A 22,002-nucleotide genomic window follows, 5' to 3' on the forward strand; every position below is an offset into this window, starting at 1 on the left:
AGATCAAAAGATCGCAGCCTTCGGCAGCTCCTACGGTTATGTTTGGCCGAAGGCTTGTGTCATGATGATCCGACCGCAGGTTAGTCGTCCTTCTCCTATATGAATAGATCTTCCGCGTTGCTCCTCGCTTTTGTCTTCCTCAGCGGCTGCCAGGCCTTGGCACCCGTGTCGCCGGACGGTACGCCGTCGGTTGAAGACACCACGCCCGCGCCTGAAAAGCCCAAGGTTTACAGCTCGTTCAGCGAGGAAACCGTTTTCAGTCTGTTGAGCGCCGAACTCGCCGGCCAGCGCAATCGTTTCGACATTGCTCTGGATAACTACGTGACCCAGGCCATCAACACGCAGGATCCGGGCGTCTCCGAGCGCGCCTTCCGCATCGCCGAATATCTGGGCGCCGATCAACCGGCCCTCGATACCGCGCTGATCTGGGCGAAAAATGCCCCGGACGACCTCGAAGCGCAACGCGCCGCCGCCGTGCAACTGGCCCGCGCCGGGCGTTACGACGACTCGATGGTCTATATGGAGAAAGTCCTGCAGGGCAAGGGCGACACCCATTTCGACTTCCTCGCGCTGTCCGCGGCTGACACCGATCAGGAAACCCGCAACGGTCTGATGAAAAGTTTTGACCGGTTGTTGCAGCGCCACCCGAACAACAGTCAGCTGATTTTCGGCAAAGCCCTGCTGCTGCAACAGGACGGCGACAATAAAGCGGCGTTGACCTTACTCGAAGACCATCCGCCGGAAGACGGCGAGATCGCGCCGATCCTGCTGCGCGCCCGCCTGCTTCAGGTGCTGAACCGTGGCGACGAAGCGCTGCCGTTGCTGCAAAAAAGCATCAAAAAGTATCCGGACGACAAACGCCTGCGCCTGACTTACGCGCGCATGCTGGTCGAGCAAGACCGCATGGACGACGCCAAGGTCGAGTTCTCCAGCCTGGTTCAGCAATACCCGGAAGACGACGAGTTGCGTTACTCGCTGGCCCTCGTCTGCCTCGAAGCCAAGGCCTGGGATGAGGCCAAGGGCTATCTGGAAGACTTGATCGCCCGCGAAAGCCACGTCGATTCGGCGCACCTGAACCTCGGTCGCATCGCCGAAGAACGCAACGATCCGCAAGGCGCGCTCATCGAATACGCCCAAGTCGGCCCGGGCAACGATTATCTGCCAGCGCAATTGCGTCAGGCCGATATCCTGATGAACAACGGCAAGACCGCTGAAGCGCAGAGCAAACTTGCCGCCCAGCGTGACGAACAGCCGGATTACGCGATTCAGTTGTACCTGATCGAATCGGAAACCCTGTCGGCCAACAAACAGGACGACAAGGCCTGGAAAGTCTTGCAGCAAGCCTTGCTGCAATACCCGGATGATCTGAATCTGCTCTACACCCGGGCGATGCTCGCGGAAAAACGCAATGACCTCGGGCAGATGGAAAAAGACCTGCGCCTGATCATCAAGCGTGATCCGGACAATGCCATGGCGCTGAACGCTCTGGGCTACACCCTGTCCGACCGCACCACGCGCTACGCTGAAGCCAAAGCGCTGATCGAGCAGGCGCACCAGATCAACCCGGAAGACCCGGCGGTCCTCGACAGCCTTGGCTGGGTGAATTTCCGCATGGGCAATCTGGACGACGCCGAGAAATATCTGCGGCAGGCGCTGGAGCGTTTCCCTGATCACGAAGTCGCCGCTCACTTGGGCGAAGTACTGTGGGTCAAGGGCAACCAGCGCGAAGCCAAACAAGTCTGGGGCAAATTCCTCAAGGATCAGCCCGACAGCACCATTCTGCGCAGCACCATCAAGCGCCTGACCGGATCCGAGACTCTTTAACCCATGTTTTTGCGCCACGTTATTGTTTTCAGCTTCATCGCCCTGCTCGCCGGCTGCTCGGGTTTCGGCACTCGCGAATCGGTCGAGGGCCATGGCAGCCCGGCTCAATGGGCCGCGAACAAACAGCAACTGACCGGCCTCGACGGCTGGCAGATCGACGGCAAGATCGGCATCCGCGCACCGAAAGATTCCGGTAGCGGCACGCTGTTCTGGCTGCAACGTCAGGACTATTACGACATTCGTCTGTCCGGCCCGTTGGGTCGTGGCGCGGCGCGTTTGACCGGGCGTCCGGGCAAGGTCTCGCTGGAAGTCGCCAACCAGGGTCGCTATGAATCGCAATCGCCGGAAGCCTTGCTCGAAGAGCAGCTTGGCTGGAAATTGCCGGTGTCGAATCTGGCCTGGTGGGTACGTGGTTTGCCGGCTCCGGACACTAAAAGCCGCCTGAACCTCGACGCCGACAGCCGTCTGGCTAGCCTGGAACAGGATGGCTGGAAAGTTGAATACACCGCGTACACCGAGCAAAACGGTTACTGGTTGCCCGAGCGCATCAAGCTGCACGGCACCGACCTAGATGTGACGCTGGTGATCAAGACCTGGCAACCGCGCAAGTTGGGGCAATAAAGCATGACCGCTGCACGCCTGACCCTGCCCTCGCCGGCCAAACTCAACCTGATGCTGCACATTCTTGGCCGCCGTGAAGACGGTTACCACGAGTTGCAGACACTGTTTCAGTTTGTCGATTACGGCGACGAAATCACGTTTGCCGTACGTGATGACGGCGTGATTCAGTTGCACACCGAATTCGCCGGCGTGCCGCATGACAGCAACCTGATCGTGCGCGCAGCGAAAATGCTTCAGCAACAGTCCGGTTGCGCGCTCGGCATCGACATCTGGATCGATAAAGTGCTGCCCATGGGCGGCGGCATCGGTGGCGGCAGTTCGAATGCGGCGACCACATTGCTCGGCCTGAATCATTTGTGGCAACTGGGTTGGGACGAAGATCGCCTGGCCGCACTGGGCCTTTCGCTGGGTGCCGACGTACCGGTTTTCGTCCGTGGTCACGCGGCTTTCGCCGAGGGTGTAGGCGAGAAACTCACCCCGGTCGATCCCGAAGAACCGTGGTATCTGGTGCTCGTGCCGCAAGTCTCTGTTAGTACGGCAGAAATTTTTTCAGATCCTTTGTTGACACGTAACACGCCGCCCATTAAAGTGCGCCCCGTTCCCGAGGGAAACAGTCGAAATGACTGCTTGCCGGTGGTTGCAAGGCGTTATCCAGAAGTACGTAACGCATTGGATTTGTTAGGTAAATTTACCGAAGCAAAGCTCACCGGAACTGGAAGTTGTGTGTTTGGGGGCTTCCCAAGCAAAGCTGAAGCTGATAAAGTCTCGGCCCTTCTGACAGAGACCCTTACAGGGTTTGTAGCCAAAGGCAGCAACGTTTCGATGTTGCACCGCAAGTTGCAAATTCTGCTCTAGAGGAACCAAGTGCACGGCACTTGATGCAACAGATACAGGGGCGTCGCCAAGCGGTAAGGCAGCAGGTTTTGATCCTGCCATGCGTTGGTTCGAATCCAGCCGCCCCTGCCATTTTCTATACTCATCCAGGTTACCCTCAGCCTCTAGGTACTGCGCGTGTCCAAGATGATGGTCTTTACGGGGAACGCTAACCCCGATCTGGCTCGGCGTGTTGTACGTCAGCTGCATATCCCTCTCGGTGACATCTCTGTCGGTAAATTCTCCGACGGCGAAATTACAGCCGAGATCAATGAAAACGTTCGCGGTAAAGACGTTTTCATTATTCAGCCGACTTGCGCCCCGACCAACGATAACCTGATGGAACTGGTAGTGATGGCTGATGCCTTCCGCCGCTCCTCGGCTACTCGTATCACTGCTGTTATTCCTTATTTTGGTTATGCCCGTCAGGATCGCCGTCCGCGTTCCGCACGTGTGGCTATCAGCGCGAAAGTCGTTGCTGACATGCTTACCGTAGTCGGCATCGACCGTGTTCTCACGGTTGATCTGCATGCTGACCAGATTCAGGGTTTCTTCGATATTCCGGTAGATAACATCTACGGCTCCCCGGTTCTGGTGGATGACATTGAAGATCAGCGCTTCGAAAACCTGATGATCGTGTCCCCGGACATTGGTGGCGTCGTGCGTGCACGTGCCGTTGCCAAATCCCTGGGCGTGGACCTCGGGATCATCGACAAACGCCGTGAGAAAGCCAATCACTCTGAAGTGATGCATATCATCGGTGATGTCGAAGGGCGTACCTGCATTCTGGTCGATGACATGGTCGATACCGCCGGCACTCTGTGCCACGCGGCCAAGGCCCTGAAAGAGCATGGCGCAGCCAAGGTCTTTGCCTACTGCACACACCCTGTGCTGTCGGGTCGGGCCATCGAGAATATCGAAAATTCCGTGCTGGACGAGCTGGTGGTGACTAACACCATCCCGCTGTCCGCTGCAGCACAAGCCTGTGCACGTATCCGTCAACTGGATATCGCACCGGTAGTTGCCGAAGCGGTTCGCCGCATCAGCAATGAAGAATCGATCAGCGCGATGTTCCGTTAAGGGCCCTGCCCTTCTCGAAATGTCTCGTTGACGAAAAGCGCCCCGCCCCGGCATTCCTGCCGGGGCGGGGCTTTTTTGCCCATACCGTGTTCGGCGCTGGTCGCAAACGCCACTCGGTCATGGCTATTTTGGAGATACAAAATGAACGATTTTACTCTGAATGCTGAAGTGCGTTCCGACCTGGGGAAAGGTGCGAGCCGCCGCCTGCGTCGTCTCGCCGCTCTGGTTCCAGCTGTTGTTTACGGTGGCGAAAAAGCCCCTGAATCCATCAGCATGCTGGCCAAAGAAGTTGCCAAACTGCTCGAAAACGATGCTGCCTACAGCCACGTTATCGAACTGAACGTTGGCGGCAAAAAGCAGAACGTCATCATCAAAGCTCTGCAACGTCACCCGTCCAAGGGTCACGTCCTGCACGCTGACTTCGTACGCGTCGTAGCCGGCCAGAAACTGACCGCTATCGTGCCTGTGCACTTTGTTGGTGAAGAAGCTCCGATCAAGAAAGGCGGCGAGATCTCGCACGTCCTGAACGAAATCGAAGTAACTTGCCTGCCGAAAGATCTGCCTGAGTTCATCGAAGTCGACCTGTCGGCTCTGGAAATCGGCGCAATCGTTCACCTGTCCGACCTCAAAGCCCCTAAAGGCGTTGAGTTCGTTGCACTGGCTCACGGTGACGACAAAGCTGTTGCAAACGTACACGCTCCACGCGTTGCTCCAGAAGCTGAAGAAGGCGCAGCAGAGTAATTCACTCTGTTCAGCCTGAGTGAGCAAGTAACATCGCGGACTGGAACGTAGCGAGAAAGCGGGCGAGAACGCGGAGTTTACATCCATGGTAAATGAGCATTTTTCGTCCACTTTCGCCGCTTTTCCTGATCGCGGCGATGTTACTCACCACTCTAAGGAAGGGCCCCTATCGTGACTGCCATCAAACTGATCGTTGGCCTGGGAAATCCAGGCGCCGAATACGACCAGACCCGGCATAACGCAGGGGCCCTTTTTGTTGAGCGCATCGCCCACGCACAGAACGTGAATCTTGTGGCCGATCGCAAATATTTCGGCCTGACCGGGCGCTATTCGCACCAGGGTCAGGATGTTCGTCTGCTGATTCCCACCACCTACATGAACCGCAGCGGCCAGGCCGTGGCGGCACTCGCCGGTTTCTTCCGCATCAAGCCTGAAGAAATCCTCGTGGCGCATGACGAACTCGACTTGCCTCCGGGCGTTGCCAAGCTCAAGCAGGGCGGCGGCCATGGCGGTCACAACGGGTTGCGCGACATCATTGCGCAACTGGGCAATCAGAATACGTTCTACCGCCTGCGGCTTGGCATCGGCCACCCGGGCGTCGCCAGTATGGTTTCAAATTTCGTCCTGGGTCGTGCGCCACGCGCCGAACAGGAAAAACTCGATGCCAGCATCGACTTTGCCCTCGGCGTGCTGCCGGATATCCTCGCCGGTGAATGGAACCGCGCGATGAAAAACCTGCACAGCCAGAAGGCCTGACTCTACTCCGAGGGGAAACACCATGGGATTCAATTGCGGCATCGTCGGCCTGCCTAACGTCGGCAAGTCCACCCTGTTCAACGCCCTGACCAAATCCGGTATCGCGGCCGAGAACTTCCCCTTCTGCACCATCGAGCCGAACAGCGGCATCGTGCCGATGCCGGATCCACGCCTCGAAGCATTGGCGGCCATCGTCAATCCAAAGCGCATCCTGCCGACCACCATGGAATTCGTCGACATCGCAGGCCTGGTGGCCGGCGCCTCGAAAGGTGAAGGCCTGGGCAACAAGTTCCTCGCCAACATCCGCGAAACCGACGCGATCGCCCACGTCGTGCGCTGCTTCGAAGACGAAAACGTGATCCACGTTTCCAACAGCGTTGACCCGAAACGCGACATCGAAATCATCGATCTGGAACTGATCTTCGCCGACCTCGACAGCTGCGAGAAGCAACTGCAGAAAGTCGCGCGCAACGCCAAGGGCGGTGACAAGGACGCCGTGGTTCAGAAGGCTCTGCTGGAGCAACTGATCGCACACTTCACCGAAGCCAAGCCGGCACGCAGCCTGATGAAAAACATGAGCGCTGACGAAAAAGCAGTGATCAAGGGTTTCCACCTGCTGACCACCAAACCGGTCATGTACATCGCCAACGTCGCTGAAGACGGTTTCGAGAACAACCCGCACCTGGACGTGGTTCGCGCCATCGCCGAAGAAGAAGGCGCCATGGTTGTTCCGGTCTGCAACAAGATCGAAGCAGAAATCGCCGAGCTCGATGACGGCGAAGAAAAGGACATGTTCCTCGAGGCTCTGGGCCTGGAAGAGCCTGGCCTGAACCGCGTGATCCGCGCTGGCTACGAAATGCTGCACCTTCAGACCTACTTCACCGCCGGTGTCGAGGAAGTCCGCGCCTGGACCGTCAAAGTCGGTGCCACCGCACCTCAGGCTGCCGGCGTGATCCACACTGACTTCGAAAAAGGCTTCATCCGCGCCGAAGTGATCGCCTACAACGACTTCATCCAGTACAAGGGCGAAGCCGGTACCAAAGAAGCCGGTAAATGGCGTCTGGAAGGCAAGGATTACATCGTCAAAGACGGCGACGTGATGCACTTCCGCTTCAACGTGTAAGCGACACGCCCAAGAAAAAGCCGCGTTTGATACGCGGCTTTTTTGTGCCTGAAATTTACTGTTGTAGATAGTTCCCCTGTGGGAGCGAGCTTGCTCGCGAAGAGGGAGTGCCAGTCACATCTCTGCGGATGACACACCGCATTCGCGAGCAAGCTCGCTCCCACAGTTTGAGTCGTGTGACGTCAGGCCTTTTTGGTCCGCGGCAGGAAAATCGCCAACACGCCAAACAACGGCAAGAACGAACACAGGAAATACACGTACTCAATCCCGTGAATATCCGCCAGATGCCCCAGCAGCGCCGCGCCAATCCCGCCGAAACCAAACATCAAACCGAAGAACACCCCGGCAATCATTCCGACATTGCCCGGCACCAGTTCCTGCGCGTAAACCACGATCGCCGAGAACGCCGAAGCCAGAATGAAGCCAATTACCACGCTGAGGACAGTGGTCCAGAACAGATCGACGTGAGGCATCAGCAATGTGAACGGCGCCACGCCGAGGATCGAGAACCAGATCACCGCCTTACGCCCGATCTTGTCGCCAATCGGCCCGCCGAAGAAGGTCCCCGCCGCTACCGCACCGAGGAACAGGAACAAGTGCAGCTGCGAACTGGCGACCGACAGGTCGAACTTCTCGATCAGATAGAACGTGAAGTAACTGGTCAGGCTGGCCATGTAGAAATACTTGGAAAACACCAACAGCCCCAGCACCACCAACGCACTGATCACCCTACCCTTCGACAGCCCGTGAGTCGCTGCCTGACCGGCCTTGAGCTTGAACAGATTCAAGTGATGGGCATACCAGCGGCTGATGCGGTACAGCACGAATAGCGCAAACACCGCGAACAAACCGAACCACGCCACGTTGCCCTGGCCGAACGGAATGATGATCGCCGCTGCCAGCAACGGGCCGAACGCGGAGCCGGCGTTACCACCGACCTGGAAGGTCGACTGCGCCAGACCAAAGCGTCCACCGGAAGCCAGCCGCGCAATCCGCGAAGCCTCGGGGTGGAACGTCGAGGAGCCGATACCGATCAGCGCCGCCGCCAGCAAAATCATCGGGAAACTGCCGACCATCGACATCATCACGATGCCAATCAGCGTGCAAATGGAACCGGCCGGCAACAGCCACGGTTTCGGATGACGATCAGTGTGATAACCGACCCATGGCTGCAACAGCGATGCGGTCAGTTGGAAGGTCAAAGTGATCAGGCCGACCTGAGTGAATGTCAGGCCGTAGTTGGCCTTGAGCATCGGATAGATCGATGGCAAAACCGACTGGATCAGGTCGTTGATCAAATGCGCCAGCGCGACCGCGCCGATGATACGCATCACCAATGGGCTGCTTTGAGGAGCAGTCGACGCCGAGGCAGCGGCGGTCTGAACGTTGCTGATAGCCATGGAAGTTTCCGGACAGCAGATGGGTGCACGCAGGCAGGTGCGTCAATGTGCCATTTTTCAGTGCGCCTGCGCCATCCCCTTAGCCAGCTAACTAACCAACTGAATCACCGATCAATCCCTGTAGGAGCTGCCGAAGGCTGCGATCTTTTGATCTTGATCCTAAAAACAAAGATCAAAAGATCGCAGCCTGCGGCAGCTCCTACATGGGATAGGTGATAGCGCAACGCCATGGTCTGAATCTTGCCTTGCTACTTCCCTTGAACGCGGCGCCCTTACAAAGGGCACCGACAATGGGAAGTTTCGCTACAGAGCCGGCCTACAGAGCGGGCGAGAGGGAACTTTCGAGGCCTTTTAGCAGGGCACAACATCAACGTCGAACGACCGCGATGCACGCCAATGGTGCGTGGTGTCCAGAGGAGTCATGGGGCATGCAGGCTTTCCTTTCACCGGGGATCAAATTGCTGGGGCGGTTTGGCTTCGCGGGTAAATTCCAGTTGTTGTTTCTGTTGTTCATCCTGCCGTTGGCCGGCAGCCTGTTGATGATCGGCCAGGACTATCGCGACAAGCTCAATCTGATTTCCGGCGAACGTGCCGGCGTGCGTCAATTGCTCGCGCTGGATGCGCTGGACAACCTGCTCGCTGCGCAACGTGATCGCGCCGCCCGCTGGCGCGCCACCGAAACCAATCGTCAGCCGACGCCCGCGACCCTCGCCGCCATGGGCGCGTTCGACGCGGTGCAACCGGCGGCGGTGCAAGCCACCGCGGATTTGGGCAACGCCCTGAAAAACGAAGGCGCGGAAGGCGAAACCCTCACCCGCTATCAGGCGCTGCAAACTGCACTGAACGGATTGGATTCGAAAAGCCTCAGCAGTGTCGGTTGGTGGCCGGACGGCTACGACCGCTTCACCAACGCCCTCAGCGCCCTGCAAGCGTTGCGCGAGCAGATCGTCATGGACAACCGCCTGACCCTCGCGCCGTGGCTGGAAACCTACCTGCTGACACAGATCTCGACACAGCACGCACCCGACCTGATCGAGCGGGTCGGACGCCTCGCTGCGGTCGGCCAGGCCTCGGTGGTCTCCGGTCAATTCACCCTGCAAAGCCGTTTGCAGTTGCGCGACTTGCGCAGCCGCATTGGCGATGCCCGCGAGCAACTGGTGAAAACCGCCACGCTGCTCGAAGCACGCCTGCCGAAAGATCAGCAGAGCTGGGCGAGCCAATACCACGACAGCCTGAAACGCCTCGACAGCGGCTTGAAGGTGCTCGACGACGGCGTGTTCGGCGGCAGCATCACGCTCAAGCCGGACGACTTTGAACGCAATCTCGACGCCTTATTGACCGACCTCGCCGCCCTGCGCCAGCAATCGCTGGTATCGCTGGATCAGCGCCTCGACGCCTACCACAGCTCGGCGATCCGTCAGTTCATCCTCGTCGCGGCGATCTTCGGTTGCCTGCTGCTCGCAGCGCTGTATCTGTTTGTCTGCCTGCAAGCCTCGATCCGCCGCAGTGCCAGCGGCATCACCTTGCTGGCGGAAGCCCTGCGCGACGGCAACCTGAGTCTGCAAGTGCCGGTGGTGGGCCGCGATGAGTTGGCGGCGATCAGCACCGCACTCAACGTTGCCGTGGTGCAACTGCGCAGCAGCATGCTCGGTGTCGATCACGAGACCTCGCAACTGAGCAACGCCGTGCGCAGCCTCAACGAACATTCCAGCGGCGCCCTCGGCGAAGTCGAGGCGCAGCAGTTGCAGATCAGCCAGATCGCCGCAGCCGCCACGCAATTGGCCGCGACTTCGCAAGGCGTCGCGCAGAGTTGCGAGCAGGCCTCGGGCAGCGCTCAGCACACCCGACGCATCGCCGCCGACAGCAGCCGTGACAGCCAACGCACCACGGCGAGCATTCAGCAGCTCAATCAGCGCTTGAACGACACAGCAGCGGCACTCGGTCGAGTCAGCGAGCAAGGCCAGCAGATTCAATTGGTGGTCGACACCATTCGCGGGGTCGCCGAACAGACCAATCTGCTCGCGCTCAACGCGGCCATCGAAGCGGCACGCGCTGGTGAACAGGGACGCGGTTTTGCCGTGGTCGCTGATGAGGTGCGCAGCCTGTCGCAACGTACGCAGTCGTCCACCGCGCAGATTGCCGGCACAGTCGACAGCTTGCGCGCGACGGTCAACGAAGCCGTCAGTCTGATGGAAGCCGCGTGCGGTCAGGCGCAAACCGATGCCGACTCAGTCACCGGTCTCGGTGAACGCCTCGGTGAAATCGCCAGCGCTGTGCAGAGTGTCACCGACACCCTGGCGCAGATCGCCACGGCAGTTGAAGAGCAAGCGAGCACCGCCGACGAAGTCAGCGGCAATATCCAACAGGTCGATCAGGCCGCCGTACGTTTGCTTGAAGGCGCACGGGCGGTAAATCTGGCGGCAGACACCCTCAGCCAGGGCAGCAAGGCACTGAGCGACAACACCGCGCGGTTCCGTCTCAGTTGATCACGGCCTCGGGGAAGTCCGCTTCCAGCTCAGCCTTGAGCCATTGAATAAACCACGCCACATCCGCCGAGAGCTCGGCGGACGGCGTCAGCACCCGATAGCTCTCCAGCTTCACTTGCGCGTCAACCGCGCGCACCAGTTTGCCGCTGGCCAGTTCATGGCGCACCAGCACCTCGTTGGCCAGTGCGATGCCCTGCCCGCTCTCGGCGACTGACAGCGCGTGGTCATTGTTGACGTAGAGCATGTCGGAATTGAGGTGGATATCGAGGTCGTGCGCGGCGAACCACAGGTTCCACCATTCGCCGTCATCGACGTGGATCAAGTCGTGCCTGACCAGATCAGCCGGGCCGTTGATCGGTGCGATGCTGGCCAGATACGCCGGCGTGCAGATCGGAAAAACCCGAGGGCAAATCAGCGCTTCCCGCGAGTCGGCATATTGCCCGTCGAGGCCGTAGACGATGCCCAGATCCGCGCTCTTGCCATCGACTTCGGTAAAGGTCGAATTCGGCTCGATCGCCAGTTTCAATCCCGGACGCAGATGCCGCAGTGCTTCGATCCGAGGCATCAACCAGCGCTTGGCGAAACCGGGCACCACCATGATCCGCAACCACCGTTCGGCGTCCTTGGGCTGCGCCTCTTTGCCCGCTTCGATGATCAACTGCAAAGCGGCGCTGATCTTGCGGTGGTACTTCTCCCCCGCCGGCGTCAGATTGACCCCGCGCGAGGTACGCTCGAACAGTTGAATGCCCAACCAGTCCTCGAGCAATTTCACATGGCGGCCAATCGCAGGCTGGGTCACGTGCAGGGCTTTCGAGGCTTCGACATAGCTGCCCAAACGGGCGGCGGCATCAAAGGCACGCACCGCGTTGAGCGGCGGCAAACGGTGGTCGGGCATGATTCCTGGCACCTTCGGCTGTTAAATTAACTAACACCTGCCATGTTTAAATTGAAGTGTCGCGGCGCGCAAGCCCTGGCTGATAATCGAGCCACAGCAGAATAAAAAAACAGCTGGTTTCACACCCGAACGCAATCTCGATCCTGCCCAAAAAAATAATATCCATGGCCCGCCGACCACGCTTTTCACAGCGAGTCGCAGGCGATGGGGGAATCGGAGGTAACGCATGAATGCCCTGCATTCGCTGCAAACGCTGGCGGTCTCGATCCGCTCAGTGCGCAAGGTTTACGGTGATCCGCACACAGGCCCGGTGGCGCTGAAAAGCATCGATCTGGACATCCGCGACAACGAATTCTTCACCCTTCTCGGCCCTTCCGGCTGCGGCAAGACCACGCTGCTGCGGATGATCGCCGGTTTCGAATTTCCCACCGAAGGCGAAATCCTCCTCTACGGCGAAAACATCGCTGACCGCCCGCCGTTCCAGCGCCCGGTCAATACGGTGTTTCAGCATTACGCGTTGTTCCCGCACATGACCATCGCCGAGAACCTGGCCTTCGGCCTCGAATCGCATCCGATGGGCAAAGTCCTGACCAAGGCGCAAATCGCCGAGCGTGTGCGCGAGATGTTGGCGCTGGTGCAGATGGAACGCTTTGCCAACCGCAAACCGGCGCAATTATCTGGCGGTCAGCAACAACGTGTCGCCCTCGCCCGCGCGTTGGCGCCGCATCCGAAAGTGCTGTTGCTCGATGAACCGCTTTCCGCGCTTGATCTCAAGCTGCGCCAGGCCATGCGCGAAGAGTTGAAAACCATCCAGGCCAAGACCGGCATCACCTTCATCTTCGTCACCCACGACCAGGAAGAAGCGCTGACCATGTCCGACCGCATCGCCGTACTTTCCGAAGGCGAAGTGCAGCAGGTCGGCCGGCCTGAAGATATCTACGAACGCCCGCGTAATCGCTTCGTTGCTGATTTCATCGGCGAAACCAATTTCATTGAAGGCACCGTCACTCGTGTAGAGGACGGGAAGGCTTGGTTCGCCGGGCCTGCCGGGCATCCGCTGCCCGCGCAACCGTGCAGCGATCTGCAGGTCGGCGCCAACGTGACCTTGTCGGTACGTCCCGAGCGTTTGCATCTGGTGCCAGCGGCTACCGAAACCGCGCTGCCGTGTCGGATCGAAGCGCAGATCTATCTGGGCACCGATCTGCAATATCAGGTCAGCCTCAGCGACGGTTCGCGCCTCACCGTGCGTACGCCCAACTGCGTCGACCAGAGCCAGCGCTTTGCCGTCGGCTCCCAGGCCGGTCTGTTGTTCGACCAGGGCAGCGCCAGCGTCCTGCACGATTGAGCCGGAGGAATTGCCATGCACGCCTTACCGATTGCCAACACGCTGGAGCGGCGCAAAGCCTTCCAGAGTTTCCTCGGGGTCAGCCCGGCGCTGATCGCTATCTGTTTGTTTCTGGTGGTGCCGATTCTGATCGTCATCGGGTATTCGCTGATGGAAGCCAACCCCTACGGCGGGGTCAATAAAGTCTTCAGCAGCGACGCCTACACCTCGCTGCTGTTCGAACGGCAACTGGATGACAGCCTCGCGTTTGCCGACTCGTATCTGATCATCGCCCTGCGCTCGATCGGCATCGCCGGGCTGACCACCATCATCACCTTGCTGATCGGTTTTCCGGTGGCGGTGTGGCTGGCGATGCAGCCGGCGCATCGTCGCGGCTTGCTGATCTTTCTGATCACCGTGCCGTTCTGGGCCAACCTGCTGATCCGCACTTACGCGTGGATTCTGCTGCTGCGTAACACCGGAGTGATCAACAACAGCCTGATGGGCATGGGCGTTATCCACGAACCATTGCAGTTGTTGTACACCGACGGCGCTGTGCTGCTGGGGCTGGTTTACACCTACGCGCCGTTCGTGGTGTTGCCGATTTACGCGACGCTGGAAAAGATGGACATCCGCCTGCTCGAAGCCGCGCAGGATCTCTACGCTGGGCGTGTGCGCACGTTGCGCAAAGTGGTTTTGCCGATCGCCAAACCGGGGATTCTCGCCGGCGCGATCCTCACTTTCGTGCCGTGCCTGGGCGCAATGATCGCCCCTGAACTGCTCGGTGGCGGCACACGAATGATGCTCGGCAACCTGATCTTCCGGCAATTCAGCGATGCGCGTAACTGGCCGTTTGGTGCAGCGCTGTCGCTGGTGCTGATGGCGGCCGTAATGCTGGTGCTGACCGTTTATGCCTTGCGCGCCGAGCGCCAGCGCATCGCCAAAGGAGGTGCGTGATGATCGGCCTATTCAAACGCAAAGGGCTGGGCGTGCAGGACTTCCCTGGCTTCGGCGGCTTCAGTTTTCTGTTCTACCTGTACCTCTACGCGCCGATCGTGGTGCTGGTGGTGTTCTCCTTCAATGCCAACCAATCGGCGACGGTGTGGACCGGTTTCAGCCTCGATTGGTATCGCGCCGCGTTCGCCAATCAGGCCTTGCGCCAGGCCGCCGGCAACAGCCTGTTGATCGCCGTCTGCGCAAGCATGATCGCCACGGCGATTGCCACCCTCGCCGCTCTCGGCACCTCGCGCGGCGCCAAGTTCAAGGGCCTGCACTTGTCGATGGGCGCGATCATGTTGCCGCTGGTGTTGCCGGAAATTGTCGTCGGTGTGGCGACGCTGGCGCTGTTCTCGACCATCGGTCTGTCGCTGGGCTACGGCAACCTGATCATCGCCCATACGGTGTTCTGCATTCCCTTCGCCTACCTGCCGATTCGCGCAAGGCTGAACGACATGGACCTGTCGCTGGAACAAGCCTCGGCCGACCTCTACGCCGGCCCGTGGCGGACCTTTCGCAAGGTCACTCTGCCGCTGCTGATGCCGGGGATTTTCTCCGGGCTGATGCTGGCCTTCATCGTCTCGCTGGATAACTTCGTGATCTCGATGATGGTCTCGCAGGCCGGCACCACGACCCTGCCGATCTTCATTTTCGGCCTGCTGCGCATGGGCGTGACACCTGACGTCAACGCCGTGTCGACGCTGATCCTCGGCGTCTCGGTGCTGTTCGTCAGCCTCTCTTACCTGTTGGGCAAAAAGAACGCCTGAACCTTTTACGACCTGTGGGGAAATAGCATGAGCAAGTGGATAAAAAGCGTTGGCACTTCGTTGTTTCTGACTCTGCCGCTGAGCATGGCCGCGAGTGTTCAGGCTGCCGAAAAACTCAACGTGGTGAGCTGGAGCGGCTACTTTTCGCCGGAGATTCTCGCCAAGTTCCAGAAGCAGACCGGCATCGAAGTCACGGTCGATTCCTACGATTCCAACGAGACCTTGTTGGCGAAATTGAAACAGGGCGGTGCCGGTTATGACGTGGCGATTCCGTCGCACCAGTTCGTGCCGATCCTGATCAAGGAAAACCTGCTGGAACGCTTCGACCCGGTCAAAGAGCCCTACTACGCCAGCGTTGTGGATAACTTGAAAAAACCGAGTTGGGACCCGGAGGGCGCGTATTCGGTGCCATTCATTTGGGGCACCACCAGTGTCGTACTCGATTCCGCACGCTACAAAGGCCCGGCCGACACCTACAAGGTTTTGTATGAGCCGCCAGCCGAATTGCAGGGGCGCATCAACATGTTCGATTCGGTCAGCGACATGGTCGACATGGCCAGCCTCTATCTGAACATTCCGCTGTGCAGCGAAGACCCGAAACAGATGCAGCAGGTGCTGACACTGCTCAAGGCGCAGAAGCCGTTCGTGAAAACCTACAGCTCCAAGGCCGGCTCGATTCGCGAGAACCTCGCCTCCGGTGAAATCGACATGTCGATGTTCTGGGGCGGCTCGTCGATGCGTGCTCGCGAGATGAAGCCGACGCTGAAATACCTCTACCCGAAAGAAGGCGTACTGGCCTGGGTCGATAACATGGTCATCCCTGCCGGCAGCAAGAATCCGGCGAATGCCAAGGCGTTCATCGCCTTCCTCAGCCAACCGGAAAACTCGGCGATGACGCAGAACTTCCTCAAGCACCAGAGCCCGATCAAAGGCGTCGAACCGTTCCTCGACGCGGCGCTCAAGGACGCGCCGGAACTGCACATTCCCGAGGGCACTAACGTGGTGTTCAGCAAGACTTGCGGCGAAGGCGCGATCCGCCTCGCCGACCGTCTCTGGACCAACCTGATGCGTTGACCTCTACCGCCCCGTCACACTGGCGGGGCGTTTTTCCAGCCGTCTGAAAGGCGCTTGCAATGAACTCTAATAACATCAGCGAACTGGTCCTGTTGCAGGCCCATGAGCTCGCCGAACGCATCCGCCTGCGTCAGGTTTCCTGCCGGGAAGTGATGCAGACTTACCTTGCTCATATCGATCGTTTCAACCCGTTGGTCAATGCGCTGATCAGCCTGCAGTCGCCGGAACATCTGCTGGCGCAGGCCGATGAGCGCGACGCCGAACTGGCGCGCGGCGAGTACCGTGGCTGGATGCACGGCTTGCCCCACGCGATCAAGGATCTGTCGCTGACCCAGGGCATCCGCACCACGCTGGGTTCGCCGCTATACAAGGATTTTGTGCCTGAGCATGACGGCATCATGGTCGAGCGAATCAAAGCGGCCGGCGCAATCATCATCGGCAAGACCAACACCCCGGAATTCGGTCTCGGTTCGCAAAGCTACAACCCGTTGTTTGGCGCGACTGCTTGCGCGTATGACCCGAGCAAGACGGCGGGCGGCAGCAGTGGTGGCGCGGCGGCGGCACTGGCGATGCATCTGGTGCCGGTGGCCGATGGCAGCGACATGATGGGCTCGCTGCGTAATCCGGCGGCGTTCAACAACATCTTTGGGTTTCGTCCATCGCAGGGGCGCGTGCCGTTCGATGACAGTGCCGATCTGTTTTTTGATCAGCTCGGTTATGAGGGGCCAATGGCGCGCAGTGTGAGGGATGCGGCGTTGCTGTTGTCGGTGCAGGCCGGGGGCGATGCGCGGGCGCCGCTGTCGATCGCGGAATCCGGTGAGGCGTTTGCGGCACCGCTGGAACGTGATTTCAAAGGCACGCGATTGGGTTGGCTGGGCGATTTCGGTGGGTATCTGCCGATGGAGCAAGGCGTGCTGTCGCTGTGCGAGAAGACCTTTGCCGACTTTGAAAGCCTCGGCTGCCACGTCGAGTCGGTTGAACCGGGTTTCGCGCCTGAGCGGCTGTGGAGCAGTTGGCGGACGTTGCGGCATTGGATGGTCGCGGGGTCGTTGGGCGCGACCTATGCCGATCCGCAGAAACGCGCCTTGTTGAAACCGGAAGCGATCTGGGAAGTGGAAAATGGCTTGAAGCTGTCGGCCAGCGAAGTGTTTGCAGCCTCGGTGGTGCGTAGCGATTGGTATCGGGCTATCTCTCGTCTGTTCGAAAAATACGATTACCTGCTGCTGCCGAGTGCCCAAGTGTTCCCGTTCGACAAAAGCCAACCGTGGCCGACGTCTATCGAAGGCGTGAGCATGGACACCTATCACCGCTGGATGGAGGTGGTCATCCCCGGCACGTTGTCCGGTTGCCCGGTGGCCAACGTCCAGGCCGGATTCAATTCGCAGGGTTTACCGATGGGCCTGCAAATCATCGGCAAGCACCAGGCCGACTTCGCTGTTCTGCAACTGGCGCACGCGTATGAGCAGGCCAGCCGCTGGTTCCAACGCTGTCCTTCGCCGCTGCTGAGTCAGTGATTTTGATAAACGGTTGAAAGCGTAGAAAAATTTTTTAAATTTACGCTTGACGCTTTTCCATTTCAGGGGAATAATGCGCGCCACTTGGCTACATAGCTCAGTTGGTTAGAGCATAGCATTCATAATGCTGGGGTCCGGGGTTCAAGTCCCTGTGTAGCCACCAAGTACTAAAAACGGCTTACCGAAAGGTAGGCCGTTTTTTTATGCCTCGAGAAAAGTCTCGGTATCTGTTATTCCGCCGTGATCACCAGACACCCTTTCATCACACGCACTTTGACGTTCTCGTTCACCTCGAATCCTGCCTGCCGTAACCACAGTCCGCGAAGCCTGATCCAGGGCACCGGTTTGGCGGGGCTGTAGGTTTTTTCCTTGGTGTGGACCGGGTAAAAATCAGCGGCGATTTTCAACCGACGTTCAGTGATGGGGGTTGATGACGTATGATTGGTTTTAGCCATGATTAGCTCCTGTTTAGCTGCTTGTGGTTAGCGGGGCCAAGGTGTTGGTGCACCTTGGTTCCGCGTTCTTTGGGTTACTTCAAACTTCTTTTTCTTCGTCGCTCGCTTTGGTCGCTGCCTGTGCGATCAGGGCGTCGAGCATCTGCGCAATAACCTTCTGTTGAACCTTCGAAAGCTCATTGATCGACTGCAACCGTCGATACCACGTCGAGGTCAAGCTGCGTCTGGGCGTCTCCTTGTACGAGGGAACGCCGAGCAAGTCTTCAACGGGCACGCGAAGCGCAAATGCCATCTTCACCAGTGTCGTGACCGGCATACTGCGCGTGCCCTCCTCGTAGCCCTGAAAGGTTTGCCGGGAAAGACCTAAAGCTCGTGCAAACCGCGTCTGTGTGATTTCGTGAACTGTGCGTAAGTGCGCAATGCGACTGCCCATCGCCACCAGAAAATCGCGATCCTCATTGGAAACACTCATGACAATGGCCGACTGAAAATAGAGTTGAATAACAACGGACTCATCCTTTTCATCTGAAATCCATCCTGGAAAAAACGATAGAAACCATCCTCAGGTAAAGGCGCGTAGGTTGTCGACCTGAAAGGTTTGTAGGAGAAATGCGGAGCAACCGCCAATTTGCGGCGAGGTACTACAGGCGCGAAATGCGTTTTCATTCGACTGAATCGGTACCGAGCGATCAGATTGAAAAAGCGCTGTAGGAAACGGGTCCGATCCAGGTATGAATTAGATCGCGCAGCACAAATACAAAAAAACGGCTTACCGCAAAGTGAGCCGTTTTTTGTGTTTGGAGGAAAGTATCGGCAGCAAAGACACTGATAATTTACTGCGACCAGTTCTCCAACGCCGACAACCCTTTCGCCCAAATCTGCCGAGTCCGCAGCCCCACCATCGCCCGCCAATCCGGATCGGCCGGATAAAACTGCTCAAGCAAATTCACTTTGATCCCCCGCCCCGTCGCGTCCAGCGGATCGCCGTGCAAATGCAACCAATGGTCATCGCGCAAATGCCGATGTACATCCGGCCCCGGATAAGTCCCGCACTCGATCACGAACGGCATCAACTGCACGTCCGGTAAAGCATTGAGCAACGCCTGCGAGGTGTACCCGGTAGCTGTCGCCGCGACACCGGTTTCGCTCAAGGTGTTGGCGCCGGTGTGCAGCGTGTAAAGCCATGGGCCATAAATCGCCTGGGCTTGCGCGAGCGCCGGATAAGGCGACTGGGTAATCGTCAGCAACATCGGATGGCCGTATTCGCCAGCGCCAGTGTGCAGGTCAAAGCACATCACGGTTTCAGCGCCAGCCAGATGCGCTTCGATGATTTGATGCAGCGTACGATTCGACCAGCTCGGCGCGCGACCGCCGTAAAACAATCCATCTGGACGGCTGTGCTGACCGCCCTCGACAATCGACATTACCGCGGGCCAGCCGTGCTCGTTGATCTGCGCATCGAGCAGGGTATCGGCGCGTTGGCGCTCGGGGCCGTTCAAATCAGGACAGGCGTAAATTTCATGCAGTGCGGCGTAGGCGCGGTTGTCCGGCAACGACCCGGTGAAGTCCAGATGATTGCGGTTGAGGTCGATGTTGTCTTCGTTGACCCGGCGCAACCACGCCGTGCCCCATGGGTTGATCAGGTGAACCATGACCACCGCGACATCCTTGGGTAGCGAGCCCGGTACGAAGGTTTTCAGCCATTCGATCTGACAGTCCGAGCCGTAATAACCCTCGACCCCGTGCGTACCGCTGAGCGCTACCAGTCGGCGTTTGGCCTGTGGATCACCGAGCACGGCGACGTCGGTGCTCAGGGGTTCGCCGAAGGGGCCGCAACGTGGATGTGCGTAGGCGGTGAGTGTGGCGCAGGCGGCATTGGCGGCTGCCAGAAACTGTTCGCGTTGATCGCGGTAGCTGGATTCGGTGGGGAACTTGCTGTGCATATCGGTCTCTTGTTGATCTTGTAATTGTAGGCCTTCGCCTGCTCGCGATAGCGTCATCACATCCAACATCATTGCTGACTGACCCACCGCTATCGCGAGCAGGCTCACTCCTACAGGGGATGTTGGTGCTCCATAAATTTGCAGTTGACCCTAGCGAACATCCGCCCTGAAAAGAAAGACAAAAATGCCCACCGGTTTGCGTCATGACCGAGCGGTCGATAAAGTCCCTCAGACTTTTATCCCACGGACGGAGAGCCCGCGTGTTTTCAGCCTCGCCCTTGAGCCGCTTTCGCCTGCCTGCCCTGACGCTGATCGTCAGCGCCCTGACCCTCACCGCGTGCAACGCCCCGCCCTCTTCGACCCTGCCGATGGCACCGGAAGCCGCGTCCGGTTTCCGCACTGATCTGCAAACCCGTCACGCCAGCCAACACATGGCAGCGGCGGCCAATCCACTGGCGGCTGAAGCCGGTCGCGAGATGCTGCGTCAGGGCGGTTCGGCGATTGATGCGGCGATTGCGATGCAAGCGGTACTGACTTTGGTTGAGCCGCAATCGTCCGGGATTGGTGGCGGCGCGATGATCGTGTTGTGGGATGGCAAACAGGTGCGCACGTATGACGGTCGCGAAACCGCACCGGCCGGCGCCACCGAGAAGCTGTTCCTGCGCGCCGACGGCCAACCGATGTCGTTCCCACAGGCGCAGATTGGCGGTCGGTCGGTGGGTACGCCGGGTGTGTTGCGTGCGCTGGAAATGGCGCACAAGCAACACGGTCGCCTGCCCTGGGCGAAGCTGTTTGAACCGGCGATCAAACTGTCCGAGCAAGGCTTTGCAATCTCCCCGCGTTTGCACTCGCTGCTGGAATCAGACCCGGCGATCCGCCAGTCGCCGGACATGGCCAGGTATTTCCTCAACGCCGACGGCAGCGTCAAAGCCATCGGCACCCGCCTGCAAAACCCGGCGCTGGCGGCAGTCCTCAAACGCATCGCCAATGAAGGCGCGGACGCCTTGTACAAAGGCCCGATCGCTGAAGAAATCGTCGCCAAGGTGCAGGGCCACGCCAATCCGGGCAGCCTGTCGCTGAACGATCTGCAGCGCTATCAGGCCAAGGAACGTGCGCCGCTGTGCACCGATTACAAACGTTGGCAGGTCTGCGGCATGCCGCCACCGTCGTCGGGAGGGATCGCCGTGGCGCAGATTCTCGGTACGTTGCAGGCGCTGGAAACCCGCGACCCGCGCCTTTCCCTGACACCGCTCAAACCGGTTAAAACCGACAAACCGGCCGGCATTGAACCAGATCCCCAAGCCGTGCATTTGATCGCTGAAGCCGAACGCCTGGCCTACGCCGACCGTGCGCAATACGTCGCCGACACCGACTTCGTGACGGTGCCGGTCAAAGGTCTGGTCGACCCGGGTTATCTCGCCAGCCGCGCCAGCCTGATCGGCGAACGCAGCATGGGCAGCGCCAAACCGGGCACCCCGCCCGGCGTGCAAGTGGCCTACGCGCCGGATCGCTCGCCACTGCGCATTTCCACCTCGCAAGTGGTCGCGGTGGATGATCTGGGCGGTGCCGTGTCGATGACCACCACCATCGAAGCCGCGTTCGGTTCGCACCTGATGGTTCAGGGCTTTCTGCTCAATAACCAGATGACCGACTTCTCGTTCATCCCTGAAGAGAACGGGCAGAAAGTCGCCAACCGCGTCGAACCGGGCAAACGCCCACGCTCGTCGATGGCGCCAACGCTGATCTTTGATCGCAACAGTGGCGAATTCGTCGCCACGGTCGGCTCGCCGGGCGGTTCGCAAATCATCGAATACGTGGCGAAAACCACCGTCGGCCTGCTCGACTGGAATCTCGACCCGCAAAGCGCCATCAGCCTGCCCAACTTCGGCAGCCGTAACGGCCCCACCGAACTGGAACAAGGCCAATTCAGCCCGGCGCTGATTCAGGCGCTGAAAGACAAAGGCCACGCCGTCAATGAAATCGACATGACCAGCGGCACCCAGGCCATCGTGCGGGTCAAGGATGCGCAAGGGAAGGCGTCGCTGAAAGGTGGCGCGGATCCAAGGCGTGAAGGCGAAGCGTTGGGGGATTGAGGCTACGAGGCAAAAAGAAAAGGCTTACCGCGGGGTA

19 protein-coding genes and 2 tRNA genes are annotated in these 22,002 nt (G+C 59.2%); 16 read left to right on the plus strand and 5 right to left on the minus strand.

The window, feature by feature from the left end:
• Positions 1 to 99 precede the first annotated feature (99 nt).
• The 8 genes from EJA71_RS24640 to ychF all read left to right on the plus strand — a co-directional run bounded on the left by EJA71_RS24640 (position 100) and on the right by ychF (position 7,018).
• Entirely contained in the window at positions 100 to 1,824 is a 1,725-nt protein-coding gene (locus EJA71_RS24640; RefSeq protein WP_158960210.1) for a tetratricopeptide repeat protein, read from the plus strand.
• Between the two features lie 3 nt (positions 1,825 to 1,827).
• Positions 1,828 to 2,445: a lipoprotein insertase outer membrane protein LolB gene (gene lolB, locus EJA71_RS24645; protein ID WP_053123767.1), complete on the plus strand. Its 618-nt coding sequence runs from the start codon at positions 1,828 to 1,830 to the stop codon at positions 2,443 to 2,445.
• A 3-nt stretch (positions 2,446 to 2,448) separates the two neighbouring features.
• Positions 2,449 to 3,300, plus strand: a complete 852-nt coding sequence (ispE, locus tag EJA71_RS24650; protein ID WP_158960212.1) for a 4-(cytidine 5'-diphospho)-2-C-methyl-D-erythritol kinase — start codon at positions 2,449 to 2,451, stop codon at positions 3,298 to 3,300.
• Positions 3,301 to 3,336: 36 nt separating this feature from the next.
• Positions 3,337 to 3,411: transfer RNA gene (locus tag EJA71_RS24655), tRNA-Gln, on the plus strand.
• A gap of 45 nt (positions 3,412 to 3,456) precedes the next feature.
• Entirely contained in the window at positions 3,457 to 4,398 is a 942-nt protein-coding gene (locus tag EJA71_RS24660; RefSeq protein WP_003171603.1) for a ribose-phosphate pyrophosphokinase, read from the plus strand.
• Positions 4,399 to 4,539: 141 nt separating this feature from the next.
• A complete protein-coding gene (locus EJA71_RS24665) occupies positions 4,540 to 5,139 on the plus strand; it encodes a 50S ribosomal protein L25/general stress protein Ctc (RefSeq protein ID WP_064387646.1) in 600 nt (199 codons plus the stop codon).
• 171 nt (positions 5,140 to 5,310) lie between these two features.
• Positions 5,311 to 5,895, plus strand: coding sequence for an aminoacyl-tRNA hydrolase (pth, locus tag EJA71_RS24670; RefSeq protein ID WP_008079560.1), 585 nt, complete (start codon positions 5,311 to 5,313; stop codon positions 5,893 to 5,895).
• 22 nt (positions 5,896 to 5,917) lie between these two features.
• Positions 5,918 to 7,018, plus strand: a complete 1,101-nt coding sequence (gene ychF / locus EJA71_RS24675; RefSeq protein WP_007912904.1) for a redox-regulated ATPase YchF — start codon at positions 5,918 to 5,920, stop codon at positions 7,016 to 7,018.
• A gap of 182 nt (positions 7,019 to 7,200) precedes the next feature.
• On the opposite strand, the gene EJA71_RS24680 is transcribed toward ychF, so the two are convergent.
• Positions 7,201 to 8,418, minus strand: coding sequence for an MFS transporter (locus tag EJA71_RS24680; protein WP_158960214.1), 1,218 nt, complete (start codon positions 8,416 to 8,418; stop codon positions 7,201 to 7,203).
• A 428-nt stretch (positions 8,419 to 8,846) separates the two neighbouring features.
• Here EJA71_RS24680 and EJA71_RS24685 point away from each other — a divergent pair, with 428 nt between their 5' ends.
• On the plus strand, positions 8,847 to 10,904 hold the full coding sequence (locus EJA71_RS24685) for a methyl-accepting chemotaxis protein (protein ID WP_158960215.1): 2,058 nt from the start codon (positions 8,847 to 8,849) through the stop codon (positions 10,902 to 10,904).
• Here EJA71_RS24685 and EJA71_RS24690 read toward each other — a convergent pair.
• Positions 10,897 to 11,799: a LysR substrate-binding domain-containing protein gene (locus EJA71_RS24690; protein WP_158960217.1), complete on the minus strand. Its 903-nt coding sequence runs from the start codon at positions 11,797 to 11,799 to the stop codon at positions 10,897 to 10,899. The two genes, EJA71_RS24685 and EJA71_RS24690, sit on opposite strands and share 8 nt — an antisense overlap.
• 226 nt (positions 11,800 to 12,025) lie before the next feature.
• Here EJA71_RS24690 and EJA71_RS24695 point away from each other — a divergent pair, with 226 nt between their 5' ends.
• From EJA71_RS24695 to EJA71_RS24720, 6 genes are all read left to right on the plus strand, one after another.
• The gene (locus EJA71_RS24695; RefSeq protein ID WP_158960219.1) at positions 12,026 to 13,144 is read left to right on the plus strand and encodes an ABC transporter ATP-binding protein; all 1,119 of its coding nucleotides are present in this window, start codon (positions 12,026 to 12,028) and stop codon (positions 13,142 to 13,144) included.
• 15 nt (positions 13,145 to 13,159) lie between these two features.
• Entirely contained in the window at positions 13,160 to 14,080 is a 921-nt protein-coding gene (locus EJA71_RS24700) for an ABC transporter permease (protein WP_158960221.1), read from the plus strand.
• Positions 14,080 to 14,886 (plus strand): ABC transporter permease, encoded by an 807-nt coding sequence (locus EJA71_RS24705; protein ID WP_158960223.1) that lies wholly within the window; start codon positions 14,080 to 14,082, stop codon positions 14,884 to 14,886. Before EJA71_RS24700 ends, EJA71_RS24705 begins: the two co-directional genes overlap by 1 nt.
• 27 nt (positions 14,887 to 14,913) lie before the next feature.
• Positions 14,914 to 15,960, plus strand: coding sequence for an extracellular solute-binding protein (locus EJA71_RS24710; protein WP_158960225.1), 1,047 nt, complete (start codon positions 14,914 to 14,916; stop codon positions 15,958 to 15,960).
• Positions 15,961 to 16,019: 59 nt separating this feature from the next.
• Entirely contained in the window at positions 16,020 to 17,474 is a 1,455-nt protein-coding gene (locus tag EJA71_RS24715) for an amidase (RefSeq protein ID WP_158960226.1), read from the plus strand.
• Positions 17,475 to 17,560: 86 nt separating this feature from the next.
• Positions 17,561 to 17,637: transfer RNA gene (locus tag EJA71_RS24720), tRNA-Met, on the plus strand.
• A 67-nt stretch (positions 17,638 to 17,704) separates the two neighbouring features.
• Here the strand turns inward: EJA71_RS24720 and EJA71_RS24725 are convergent.
• The 3 genes from EJA71_RS24725 to EJA71_RS24735 all read right to left on the minus strand — a co-directional run bounded on the left by EJA71_RS24725 (position 17,705) and on the right by EJA71_RS24735 (position 19,872).
• Positions 17,705 to 17,929, minus strand: coding sequence for a SymE family type I addiction module toxin (locus EJA71_RS24725; protein WP_123535560.1), 225 nt, complete (start codon positions 17,927 to 17,929; stop codon positions 17,705 to 17,707).
• A 79-nt stretch (positions 17,930 to 18,008) separates the two neighbouring features.
• Complete coding sequence (locus tag EJA71_RS24730) at positions 18,009 to 18,401, minus strand: helix-turn-helix domain-containing protein (RefSeq protein WP_256671801.1); 393 nt, start codon at positions 18,399 to 18,401, stop codon at positions 18,009 to 18,011.
• Between the two features lie 361 nt (positions 18,402 to 18,762).
• Entirely contained in the window at positions 18,763 to 19,872 is a 1,110-nt protein-coding gene (locus EJA71_RS24735; protein WP_158960228.1) for a DUF2817 domain-containing protein, read from the minus strand.
• 260 nt (positions 19,873 to 20,132) lie between these two features.
• Here EJA71_RS24735 and ggt point away from each other — a divergent pair, with 260 nt between their 5' ends.
• The gene (gene ggt / locus EJA71_RS24740) at positions 20,133 to 21,965 is read left to right on the plus strand and encodes a gamma-glutamyltransferase (RefSeq protein WP_158960230.1); all 1,833 of its coding nucleotides are present in this window, start codon (positions 20,133 to 20,135) and stop codon (positions 21,963 to 21,965) included.
• Positions 21,966 to 22,002: the final 37 nt, after the last annotated feature.

This window comes from Pseudomonas sp. PB106 (assembly GCF_009764645.1).
In the GTDB taxonomy this organism is placed as follows: domain Bacteria; phylum Pseudomonadota; class Gammaproteobacteria; order Pseudomonadales; family Pseudomonadaceae; genus Aquipseudomonas.

Bases quoted from the DNA above. Each gene is read 5' to 3' on its own strand.
- EJA71_RS24695 (WP_158960219.1), top strand. From the start codon at position 12,026: ATGAATGCCCTGCATTCGCTGCAAACGCTGGCGGTCTCGATCCGCTCA.
- EJA71_RS24725 (WP_123535560.1), bottom strand. From the start codon at position 17,929: ATGGCTAAAACCAATCATACGTCATCAACCCCCATCACTGAACGTCGG.
- EJA71_RS24665 (WP_064387646.1), top strand. From the start codon at position 4,540: ATGAACGATTTTACTCTGAATGCTGAAGTGCGTTCCGACCTGGGGAAA.
- lolB (WP_053123767.1), top strand. From the start codon at position 1,828: ATGTTTTTGCGCCACGTTATTGTTTTCAGCTTCATCGCCCTGCTCGCC.
- EJA71_RS24710 (WP_158960225.1), top strand. From the start codon at position 14,914: ATGAGCAAGTGGATAAAAAGCGTTGGCACTTCGTTGTTTCTGACTCTG.
- EJA71_RS24680 (WP_158960214.1), bottom strand. From the start codon at position 8,418: ATGGCTATCAGCAACGTTCAGACCGCCGCTGCCTCGGCGTCGACTGCT.
- EJA71_RS24690 (WP_158960217.1), bottom strand. From the start codon at position 11,799: ATGCCCGACCACCGTTTGCCGCCGCTCAACGCGGTGCGTGCCTTTGAT.
- ispE (WP_158960212.1), top strand. From the start codon at position 2,449: ATGACCGCTGCACGCCTGACCCTGCCCTCGCCGGCCAAACTCAACCTG.
- EJA71_RS24700 (WP_158960221.1), top strand. From the start codon at position 13,160: ATGCACGCCTTACCGATTGCCAACACGCTGGAGCGGCGCAAAGCCTTC.
- EJA71_RS24715 (WP_158960226.1), top strand. From the start codon at position 16,020: ATGAACTCTAATAACATCAGCGAACTGGTCCTGTTGCAGGCCCATGAG.
- EJA71_RS24730 (WP_256671801.1), bottom strand. From the start codon at position 18,401: ATGAGTGTTTCCAATGAGGATCGCGATTTTCTGGTGGCGATGGGCAGT.
- EJA71_RS24685 (WP_158960215.1), top strand. From the start codon at position 8,847: ATGCAGGCTTTCCTTTCACCGGGGATCAAATTGCTGGGGCGGTTTGGC.
- EJA71_RS24640 (WP_158960210.1), top strand. From the start codon at position 100: ATGAATAGATCTTCCGCGTTGCTCCTCGCTTTTGTCTTCCTCAGCGGC.
- EJA71_RS24705 (WP_158960223.1), top strand. From the start codon at position 14,080: ATGATCGGCCTATTCAAACGCAAAGGGCTGGGCGTGCAGGACTTCCCT.
- EJA71_RS24735 (WP_158960228.1), bottom strand. From the start codon at position 19,872: ATGCACAGCAAGTTCCCCACCGAATCCAGCTACCGCGATCAACGCGAA.
- ychF (WP_007912904.1), top strand. From the start codon at position 5,918: ATGGGATTCAATTGCGGCATCGTCGGCCTGCCTAACGTCGGCAAGTCC.